The sequence below is a fragment of the Emticicia sp. genome (assembly GCF_043780375.1).
Lineage (GTDB): Bacteria > Bacteroidota > Bacteroidia > Cytophagales > Spirosomataceae > Emticicia.
Window position 1 is genome coordinate 1 of the sequence record NZ_JAYWCU010000067.1, and the last position, 9,294, is coordinate 9,294.

The 9,294-nt window shown below is 37.5% G+C and carries 8 protein-coding genes; 6 read left to right on the plus strand and 2 right to left on the minus strand.

What is annotated here, in order from left to right:
• The first annotated feature begins 445 nt into the window (after window positions 1–445).
• On the plus strand, window positions 446–1,933 hold the full coding sequence (gene cysS, locus ACH2CJ_RS05085; RefSeq protein WP_394991167.1) for a cysteine--tRNA ligase: 1,488 nt from the start codon (window positions 446–448) through the stop codon (window positions 1,931–1,933).
• 76 nt (window positions 1,934–2,009) lie between these two features.
• Here cysS and ACH2CJ_RS05090 read toward each other — a convergent pair whose 3' ends face one another.
• On the minus strand, window positions 2,010–3,530 hold the full coding sequence (locus ACH2CJ_RS05090) for a cellulose synthase family protein (protein ID WP_394991160.1): 1,521 nt from the start codon (window positions 3,528–3,530) through the stop codon (window positions 2,010–2,012).
• 67 nt (window positions 3,531–3,597) lie between these two features.
• The gene (locus tag ACH2CJ_RS05095; RefSeq protein WP_394991161.1) at window positions 3,598–4,275 is read right to left on the minus strand and encodes a glycosyltransferase family 2 protein; all 678 of its coding nucleotides are present in this window, start codon (window positions 4,273–4,275) and stop codon (window positions 3,598–3,600) included.
• Between the two features lie 254 nt (window positions 4,276–4,529).
• On the opposite strand from ACH2CJ_RS05095, the gene atpD reads away from it, so the two are divergent.
• The 5 genes from atpD to ACH2CJ_RS05120 all read left to right on the plus strand — a co-directional run bounded on the left by atpD (window position 4,530) and on the right by ACH2CJ_RS05120 (window position 9,284).
• Entirely contained in the window at window positions 4,530–6,035 is a 1,506-nt protein-coding gene (gene atpD / locus ACH2CJ_RS05100) for a F0F1 ATP synthase subunit beta (protein WP_394991162.1), read from the plus strand.
• Between the two features lie 93 nt (window positions 6,036–6,128).
• Window positions 6,129–6,371 (plus strand): ATP synthase F1 subunit epsilon, encoded by a 243-nt coding sequence (gene atpC / locus ACH2CJ_RS05105; RefSeq protein WP_394991163.1) that lies wholly within the window; start codon window positions 6,129–6,131, stop codon window positions 6,369–6,371.
• A gap of 144 nt (window positions 6,372–6,515) precedes the next feature.
• Complete coding sequence (locus ACH2CJ_RS05110; protein ID WP_394991164.1) at window positions 6,516–7,337, plus strand: NYN domain-containing protein; 822 nt, start codon at window positions 6,516–6,518, stop codon at window positions 7,335–7,337.
• 43 nt (window positions 7,338–7,380) lie between these two features.
• Window positions 7,381–8,190: a metallophosphoesterase family protein gene (locus ACH2CJ_RS05115; protein WP_394991165.1), complete on the plus strand. Its 810-nt coding sequence runs from the start codon at window positions 7,381–7,383 to the stop codon at window positions 8,188–8,190.
• 44 nt (window positions 8,191–8,234) lie between these two features.
• Window positions 8,235–9,284: a 6-bladed beta-propeller gene (locus ACH2CJ_RS05120; RefSeq protein ID WP_394991166.1), complete on the plus strand. Its 1,050-nt coding sequence runs from the start codon at window positions 8,235–8,237 to the stop codon at window positions 9,282–9,284.
• The last annotated feature ends 10 nt before the right edge of the window (window positions 9,285–9,294 follow it).

Here is a 9,294-nt window from a genome sequence, read left to right on the forward strand (position 1 = left end):
GTGGTAATAAATCCATCCTAAGAGAAAAATTGACTAAAAACTGGAAGTTAATACCAGCAATATTTAAGTAACCTTTTTTTTTATGAACAAACCCTGATAGCTGTAAGTAAAGGGTTTAATCTTTAAAAATCAAGTAATAAATCCTACAAATCCTAAAATCTTAATAATCCTGTCAAGATTTTGGCATAATAAATGCCTTTATGTGCTTAGAATTTACCTAACGTTCCGTAATTTTGTAAAAAATCTCCCAAGAAATGCTTTTCACCTCTTCTTTTCGATGTTGTTGCTGTCGGTAATCGCATTACGCTAATTATTCAAAAATTTAGTCAATTCCTTTTATTTTTTCTTGAAAACAAAGAGTTTTGATAAAATCTGTGAAATATTTTTCATTCTATCATTCCGAACGGGCGGCGAACCGCTTCCAAATTCTATCCTTAGTCTTCGTATGCAAAATCTGAAAATTTATAATACCCTTACTCGTCAAAAAGAAACATTTGAGTCAATTACACCCAACCATGTTGGAATGTACGTTTGCGGGCCAACGGTCTATAATTATGTGCATCTCGGCAATGTTCGCACATTTATGACATTTGATGTACTTTATCGTTATCTCACTCATATCGGCTACAAAGTGCGTTATGTAAGAAATATAACCGATGTCGGACATTTGGTGGGCGACGGCGATGAAGGAGAAGATAAAATCGGTAAAATGGCAAAGCTCGAAAAGCTTGAACCAATGGAAATCGTACAGCGATACACCAATGATTTTCATACAGTTTTGGAGCAATTTAATTTTCTGCCACCAAGTATCGAACCAACCGCAACTGGGCACTTAATTGAACAAATAGAAGCAGTTAAAACCTTGATAGAAAAAGGTTTAGCTTACGAAGCCAATGGCTCTGTTTATTTTGATATTAATAAATATAATGCTGAAGGAAATGAATATGGCAAACTTTCGGGTAGAATTATTGAAGACCTTCTGAACGAAACTCGTGAGCTTGACGGACAAGCAGAAAAACGTAATCCGCTTGATTTTGCTATTTGGAAAAAAGCCAGTCCTGAACATATCATGCAATGGAAAAGTCCGTGGGGAATGGGTTTCCCAGGCTGGCATTTGGAATGTACTTGCATGAGTGCCAAGTATTTAGGAGCAACTTTTGATATTCACGGTGGGGGTATGGACTTGAAATTTCCGCATCACGAATGTGAAATTGCACAAGGCGTAGGCATAACTGGCAAAGAACCAGTAAAGTATTGGATGCACTCAAATATGCTGACGGTGAATGGACAAAAGATGTCAAAATCTTTGGGAAATTCTTTTCTGCCTTCAGAACTTTTTACAGGAAGTCATGCTTTGCTCGACCAAGCTTTTAGCCCAATGACTGTACGGTTTTTCATGCTACAATCACAATACAGAGGTACACTCGATTTCTCAAATGATGCCCTTAAAGCAGCACAAAAAGGCTTTAAACGCCTAACAAATGGCTTGCGTGTAGCAAAAACGCTTAGTTTTGAGCAAACAGAAGTAGCTATTGATGAAAAGAAAAAGCAAGATATTGAAAAATCAATCGTAGCGTTTTATGATGCGATGAATGATGACATGAATACTGCGGTTGCCATTGCTCAACTTTTCAATTTGTTGAAATATGTCAATATGATTTATATGAATCAGTTGCCAACTGCTGTTATTGGTGAAGAAACTTTTAAAGAGTTAAAAACAAAATTTGTGCTTTTTATTGAGGAAATATTAGGTTTGAAAGAAGAAAAAGCTGAAAATTCGGAGGTAGTTTTGAACGGAATGTTGAATCTTTACCGAGAATATAAAGCCAACCAACAATACGATAAAGTTGATGAAATACGAACTTATTTCAAAGCCAATGGCATGGCAATAAAAGACATGAAACACCGCATTGATTGGGCTTGGGAGGAGTAGAAAGGAATCTAATATTTTTGTTGGTCGGAATTTGCAATTTCGACCTTTTTTATTTCCGATTTGAAATCGGAATACCCTAAATTTTCATTTGCCTAAAAGTATAAAATAAAACACTTCCATAACCCACAATCAACATCAAATGAAAAGGTACTAAGCCGAAATTTTTTAACTGAATTTCGACAATCAAAACAATTATAAAATAAAGCATCAACAAAAACTCAAACCAAGTGCTTTTGTTGATGCTTTTTGCTGAGTATTTATTGCCTTGCCAAGAATCTGATTGCTTACTGATATTAAATTTCGGCGTACGCACAAACGGTGTTTTTCGCCCCAGCCAACCTTCTACTACCGCAATAGTATTATGAAATGAAAGCCCCATCATAAAGAGCAAAAACAGCATAAACCGCTTTACGAACTCAAAAAATCCAAGCCCTGATTTTTTGAAAGAAATCCAATAAAACGTACCAAGAATTATCCAACTTACTTGAAATAATGCCGTAAATCGAAAAAAGCTGTCATAATCGCCTGATTTTGTGGTAATAAGCATCACCGGTAAACTCAAAATCGACAAGAAAAAAACCGCCACAAATACCGCACTATTCATCAAATGATAAAATCCGTGTAGCCTTGTAGCTATACTTAAATGGCTATCGGTCAATAACTTACGAAGATTTTTTACTACACATTCCGCTGCCCCCTTCGTCCAACGATATTGCTGCGATTTCACAGCACTCATAGTTACGGGCAGTTCGGCTGGACAACCAACATTTTCTAAATACACAAATTTCCAATCTCGCATTTGAGCTCGATAACTCAAATCCAAATCTTCGGTCAAAGTATCAGCCGACCATCCGCCTGCATCTCCGATGGTCGTTTTTCGCCAAATTCCTGCCGTCCCGTTGAAATTAATAAAATGACTTTCGGCATTTCGTCCGCCTTGCTCAATAGTAAAATGAGCATCCAAGCCAAAAGCTTGCAGTTGCGTTAGCAAAGAATAGTTTTCGTTGAGATGTTGCCAGCGGGTTTGCACCACACCAACATTTGGAACATTAAAGTGCGGAATCGTTTTTTGCAGAAAATCCTTTGGTGGAACAAAATCAGCATCAAAAATAGCAATAAATTCTCCTTTGCATATTTTTAAACCATAAGCCAATGCTCCTGCTTTGAAACCTTGCCGAGTTTCACGTCTAATATGCTGAATATCAATGCCTTTCGCTTGAATTCCTTTTATTTTTGAGGCAATAATCTCCACCGTTTCATCAGTCGAATCATCTAAAACTTGTATTTCAAAACGTCCTTTTGGATAGTCAAAGGCCGCAATAGCATCAATCAATCGCTCAACGACATAAAGTTCGTTATAGATGGGGAGTTGAATAGTTACGAAAGGGTACTTAATGTCTAAAATCACCTCACCCCTGCCCTCTCCTTGGAGGAGAGGGAGTTTTTCAAGTCCTTCTCCCGGGGGAGAAGGATTTAGGATGAGGGCTTTTTTATTTCCAATATCCAAATAATTAATAATCAGACTCAACTGCACCAAGCTATAAGAAAATATAAAAACCAACGGAATGGCGTATATAATAAGAATGAATAGTTCCATCGGTTTTCGATAACATCAAACCTGTAAGTTCTAACAAAAGAGGTCGCTCAGACCTTACAGGTTTTGTTTATAGGTATTTAAAAATAGTCGTAATAATCTTATAACCAGCCAAAACTGTTCCTTTTACAGTGCCCGAAATCTTAGATTTACCAACCCTTCGTCTGTAATTGACAGCCATTTCAGTGGTTTTCATTTTCATTTTGGCTGCCTTTAGTTGCATTTCTACCGTCCAACCATAAGTGGTATCTTGCATATTTAATGCCAATAACGATTCAAATCTAATTGCTCGAAAAGGGCCTAAATCAGAATAACTAACGCCATAAAATAAACGTAAAAGACTTGTAGCCAACCAATTGCCAAAAATCTGTGGAATTGTCATTGAACCAACCTGACGCTCGCCCAATGCCCGTGACCCAATCACCATGTCATAGTTATCTTCGATAATTGGCTTGATAAGCTCTCGCATTTCTTCTGGATAATCGGAGTAGTCGGCATCTAAGAAAACAACAATATCAGGTTTTTGTTTTTTTGCATAATCAATTCCCTTCAAACATGCAAAACCATAGCCTTGACGGAGTTCATCCAAAACCGTTGCTCCTGCTTGGCGAGCAACTTTTGAGGTTTCATCGCTCGAATTATTATTTACTACAACTACCTCATCAACAATATCTTGCGGGATTTCGGCAATTACTTTATCAATAGATTTTGCTTCGTTAAAAGCAGGAATGATGACGATTATTTTCATTAAAATTATATTTCGACTGCAATTTAGGCTTTTTCTACATACACAAAGGTAAGCAAGCCGACAAATTACAATGTTCCCAAAAGAATTTTCCTCTTTTACTCCAACAAAAAGGGCAGAAAAACAACATTTCTCTAAAAAAAATACAAAAACGCTGCACAAGTTTTGCTTTTCAGAACTTGATTAGTTAATTTTGCACCTCGAAATAAAAGCATTCAAAATATTATTTCAGATTTTAATTTAAAAAATCTTCATAAATGGCTAATATCGGTAAAATCTCACAGATTATCGGACCCGTAGTGGACGTGAGTTTTGAAGGGGAGAGTTCACAAATTCCTCCAATTCTTGATGCTTTGTCTGTAACTAAGGCAAACGGTCAAAAAGTAATTCTCGAAGTACAACAACACCTTGGCGAAGACCGAGTTCGTGCCATTGCGATGGACGGAACAGAAGGGTTGCAACGTGGAATGGAAGTACTTCACTTGGGTTCGCCCATTATGATGCCTACTGGCGAAGAAATCAAAGGTCGTTTGTTCAACGTAGTTGGCGACGCTATTGATGGTCTTGGTGCAGTTACTACCAAAGGTATGTCTATTCACCGTTCTGCTCCTAAATTTGAGGACTTAGCAACATCAACTGAGGTACTTTTCACAGGTATCAAAGTAATTGACCTTTTGGCTCCTTATGTAAAAGGTGGTAAAATTGGTTTATTCGGTGGTGCGGGTGTTGGAAAAACCGTATTGATTCAAGAATTGATTAATAATATCGCCAAAGCTTATGCTGGACTTTCAGTATTTGCAGGTGTTGGTGAGCGTACTCGTGAAGGAAATGACTTGCTTCGTGAAATGATTGAATCTGGTATCGTGAAATACGGTGATAAATTCAAACATTCGATGGAGTCTGGTGGTTGGGATTTGAGCGTTGTAGATAGAGAAGCTTTGAAAGAATCACAAGCGACATTTATCTTCGGTCAAATGAACGAGCCTCCAGGAGCGAGAGCAAGAGTTGCCCTTTCGGGTTTGACAATTGCCGAACACTTCCGTGATGGAGATGGCGAAGGCAAAGGTCGTGATATTCTTTTCTTTATTGATAATATCTTCCGTTTTACTCAAGCGGGTTCTGAGGTTTCTGCCCTTTTGGGACGTATGCCTTCGGCGGTAGGTTATCAGCCTACATTGGCAACCGAAATGGGTACAATGCAAGAGCGTATTGCTTCAACAAAACGTGGCTCAATTACCTCAGTACAAGCCGTTTACGTACCTGCCGATGACTTGACTGACCCTGCTCCTGCAACAACATTTACTCACCTTGATGCAACAACTGTATTAAGTCGTAAAATTGCTGAGTTAGGTATCTATCCTGCGGTTGACCCTTTAGATTCATCTTCACGTATTTTGTCGGCAGAGATTTTGGGCGATGCTCACTACAATACGGCCCAACGTGTGAAGTTGATTTTGCAACGTTATAAAGAATTACAAGATATTATTGCAATCCTTGGTTTGGAAGAACTTTCGGAAGAAGATAGATTAACAGTATCACGTGCAAGACGTGTACAACGTTTCTTGTCTCAACCGTTTTTCGTTGCCGAGCAGTTTACAGGTTTGAAAGGAGTTTTGGTTGATATTAACGATACAATCAAAGGCTTTAACCAAATCATGGACGGAGATTATGACTACCTTCCAGAATCAGCCTTCAACTTAGTAGGAACTATCGAAGATGCTGTAATCAAGGGTGAGAAATTAATTGCAGAAGCGAACAAATAACTGAGATACGAAATATGAGATATGAGATATGAGAATGAAAAATTAGCTCTTATACTGTATCTCGAATCTTGAATCTCGCATCTGAAATAAGAAATGAATTTAGAAATAATTACTCCTGATAAAAAAGTTTATGCTGGTGTGGTTGACTCGGTAATTTTGCCGGGAAGTGGCGGTGGGTTTCAAATTTTGAAAGACCACGCTCCTATCGTTAGCACACTTGCGAAAGGAAACTTAGTCATCGAAGCAAACGGCAAAAAAGAAACTTTTGTTGTTGACGGTGGCGTTGTCGAAGTATCCAATAACAAAGTTTTGGTACTTGCTGAAGCCGTTTCGTAAAACTTTTTTACATCATAAAAAAACCACAAGTCGTAAGGCTTGTGGTTTTTTGTTTTACATGCAAAACGACGAACAGCAACATTCTTAATTCTACATTCTTAATTTTACATTCAAATCATTACCTTTGAAATAAAAAACAATCTTATGGATACGCCAAAAGAACTCAAACTTGCTGTGCTAATTGATGCCGATAATGTTCCGTATGCAAATATTAAAGGTATGTTGGAGGAAATAGCCAAGTATGGCACACCAACTTTCAAGCGTATTTATGGCGATTGGACGAATGTAAATCTTTCTGGATGGAAAAATGTATTACTTGAAAACGCCATTACGCCGATTCAACAATATAGCTATACCAAAGGCAAAAATTCCACTGATTCTGCCTTGATTATAGATGCAATGGATATTCTTTATACGGGCGGCGTTGATGGTTTTTGTATTGTGTCGAGCGATAGTGATTTTACGAGGTTAGCTACTCGGCTTCGAGAAGCGGGCATGAAGGTTTTTGGCATTGGCGAAAAGAAAACTCCTTCGCCGTTCATCGCTTCTTGTAATAAATTTATCTATATCGAGATTTTGAAAAAAGAAATTCGAGAACCTATTCCTGTTAAAGCAAATCAGAAAAAAACAACTAAGAGAAGTAAAAAACCAGCGGCAATCCTTGAGAAAACTATTGCTCAACAAGTGGTTGATATTATACCCGAGCCAACTCCTACGGTAGCAAAAATAGACAAAGATTTAATCAAACTGATATTAGATAGCATCAATGATATTGCCGAAGAAGACGGTTGGGTTTTTCTTGGTGTTTTGGGCAATTTAATTCCAAAAAAACAACCCGATTTTGATGCTCGAAACTTTGGTTATAAAAAACTTTTGGACTTAATTAAAGCCATTCCCGAAATTGAAATTGATAAACGCACAACAGGTGTAAATAATATTTCTCATTTTTTTGTACGAATAAAATAAAAGATGCAAATTCATGTTTTGAAATAACCTTCAACCCAAACTTATGAAACGCCAAGAATTTATTAAAAATATTTCTTTAGCTACTTTCTTGCTCGCTGATGGTAGTATTTTACCTGCTTTTGGTGAAGTGTTTTCTGCAAAAAAACCTCGTTTACGCTTCGTTGTCGCTTCCGATGGGCATTTTGGACAACCCAAAACCGATTATCAAAATTATTTTGAAACACTTGTCAAGAATGTCAATTTACAGCATAAGCAGCAAAAACTTGACTTTTGTGTCATCAATGGTGATATAATTCATGACCAAACAGATTTGCTCGCAACTGCCAAAAGTATTTTTGATGACTTTTTGATGCCTTATTTTGTTACGCAAGGCAATCACGACCACGCTACTCCCGAATATTGGGAACGCATTTGGGGCGTACCTCTCAACTATGACTATGTTTTAGGGAACAATGCCTTTTTATTCGGCACGACGTCCAACGCGGAAGGGAAATACTTGCCACCTGATATTCAATGGTTTAAGCAAAAATTAGATGAACATAAAAACAAAAAAAATGTCTTTATTTTTATTCATATCACTCCCGTAAAATGGACAGATAATGCAGTAGATTCTCCAGAATTTCAAGAGTTGATAAGGCAACATAAAAATGTAAGAGCCATTTTTAACGGACATGACCACGACCAAGAAGGAATAAAGACACAAGATGGTGTACCCTATTTGTTTGATGCCCATTTTGGTGGAAATTGGGGAACAGCCTACCGAGGTTTTCGTGTAGTTGAATTGCAAAGTAAAAACGCTCTTCTAACCTACATCATGAATCCTGTTACAAAAATAAATGAAGTTACCGTATAAATTTTTTGATACTATTCAACCTTTAAAAGCTAATTGCTAAAACTATGAACGAATATTTAACTCGCCGTAACTTTCTGAAAATCAGTGGATTAGCGACTGCTATCACTACATTTCCAGAAATTAGTTATGGCAAAAATGATGAAATAATTATTGGTCATAATAGCCACAAATATAAAGTTGTGGTTGGTTGGGGCATATTAGATGCAGGAAAAAACCCAGTAAACGATTGTCACGAAATGGTAGAAGATGCCAAAGGAAGACTAATAATGCTGGGCAACGAAACCAAAAACAATGTATTGATTTATGACAAATCTGGTAAATTGTTAGACACTTGGGGAACATCTTACCCCGGTGGGCATGGTCTCACGATTTTGAATGAAGGTAGCGAACAGTTTTTATTGATTTGCGATACTGACCGCCACCAAGTTATCAAAACTGATTTAACAGGAAAAGTCATTTTCAAGATTGATTACCCCAAAGAAACGGGTGTTTATGACTTCCCAACGCAGTTTAAGCCTACCGAAAGTGCAGTAAATCCTGCTAATGGCGATATTTATGTAACTGATGGATATGGTTTGAATTATGTAATGCAGTACGATTCAAAAGGCAAATATATTCGTCATTGGGGCGGAAATGGCAATGCAGACGACAAGTTTAATTGCAATCATGGCGTGGTGGTTGATACTCGAAACAAGCTTTCTCCTACCTTATTGATTACTTCTCGTATTGACAATTGCTGGAAAAGATTTACCCTTGATGGCAAATATCTTTCTACGATTCCTTTGCCCGGAACATTTATTTGCCGACCTGTTTTGAAAGGTGAAAACATTTATGGTGCCGCCTATCGCTCAACTGCGGGCGATTATCCAAACTCTGGTTACATAACAATTATAGATAAAAATGACCGTGTAATTTCTACTCCGGGGGGAAGCGAGCCAATTTATCAAAACAATAAATTGCAAGAACAACGCAAGCAAGACCCTTTCAAGATTTTTATGCACCCACATGATGTTTGCGTAGACTCTGACGAAAATATTTATGTAACTCAGTGGGCTTCTAAGAAAACCTATCCAATTAAGTTGGAGCGAGTTTAGCTTAGTGAAT